The organism is Cellulomonas algicola (assembly GCF_003851725.1).
Lineage (GTDB): Bacteria > Actinomycetota > Actinomycetes > Actinomycetales > Cellulomonadaceae > Cellulomonas > Cellulomonas algicola.
This window is the reverse complement of sequence record NZ_BHYL01000441.1, coordinates 1-1,209: the sequence shown is the minus strand read 5'-3', so window position 1 is coordinate 1,209 and position 1,209 is coordinate 1. Positions and strand designations below refer to the sequence as shown.

The window sequence follows — 1,209 nt, the reverse complement described above, 5'->3', positions numbered from 1 at the left end:
GCCGCGCAGGGTGCCGGCGCCGGTCCCGGCCGGGGCGCGGTCCCGACGCCCGGCGCACCCGGCTCGTCGGCGCCCGCTGCCGTGCCCGTGTCGCTCGAGCGGTCCGGCCTGCGCACGTGGCCCGACGACCTGCCGGGGGGGCGACTCCCCGAGGTCCTCGAGGCGTCGGTGGCCGGGGTCACCGTGCGGGCGTTCCCCGTGCTCGTCGACGAGACGACGTCGGTCGCGGTGCGGACGCTCGCCGACGCCGCCGCCGTCCCCTCGACGGCCCGCCGCGGCCTGCGCCGGCTGCTTCTGCTCGACGTCGGCCTCGCTCCGGGCCGGATCACGTCCCGGTGGACCGGGACGCAGGCGCTCACGCTCGCCGCGAGCCCCTACCCCAGCACGGACGCGCTGGTCACCGACGTGCAGCTCGCCGCGATCGACCGGCTCGTGACGTCGCACCTGGGCGACCGCACGCCCGCCGACGTGCGCGACGCCGACGCCTACGCCGCGCTGCGCACGGCCGTCCGCGACCGGCTGGAGGACGCCGTGCACGCGGTCGTCACCGACCTGGTCGCGGTGCTCGGCGCGTGGCGCGAGCTCGAGGGTGACCTGCGTGCGTCGGCGAGCCTCGCGCTGCTCGCGACCGTGCAGGACGTGCGCGAGCAGTCCGCCGAGCTGGTGCACGACGGGTTCGTGTCCGAGGTCGGCGCGGTCCGGCTGCCGCAGCTGACCCGCTACCTGCGGGGCGCCCGGCACCGGCTCGCGAAGGCCGGCGACAACCCGCAGCGCGACGGCGACCTCGCGTGGCAGGTGCACGACGTCGAGGACCTGTACGACGCGGCGGTGACGAAGGCGCGCGCGGCCTCGCCCGACCCCGCCCGGGACGCGGCGCTCGACGAGGTCCGCTGGCTGCTCCAGGAGCTCCGCGTCAGCCTGTTCGCGCAGCAGCTCGGCACGCCCGTCCCGGTCTCCCCGACCCGCATCCGCAAGGCCCTCGCGGCCCTCTGACGTCGGGTCCCTCCTCTGCGCGACGCGCCGGGGCCCCGGGCCGCGCCGACAGGGCCGCCGCCCGGGCGCGCACGGCCACCCCGGACTCGCACGCGGCCACCCGTCCGCGTCTCCCCGCCGGTCCGCACCGCCCCCGCCTGCCCGCCGACGCCCCGACCTCACGACCGACGACCGGGGTCTGGGTACCGCTGCTGGCACTCGAGCGGTACCCAGACC

The 1,209-nt window shown here is 78.6% G+C and carries 1 protein-coding gene; it reads left to right on the top strand.

Going from position 1 to position 1,209, the window contains the following annotated elements:
* The coding region (locus tag CTKZ_RS20585; RefSeq protein ID WP_124344647.1) for a DUF3418 domain-containing protein at positions 1-993 on the top strand (993 nt) is incomplete at its 5' end.
* Between the last annotated feature and the right edge of the window lie 216 nt (positions 994-1,209).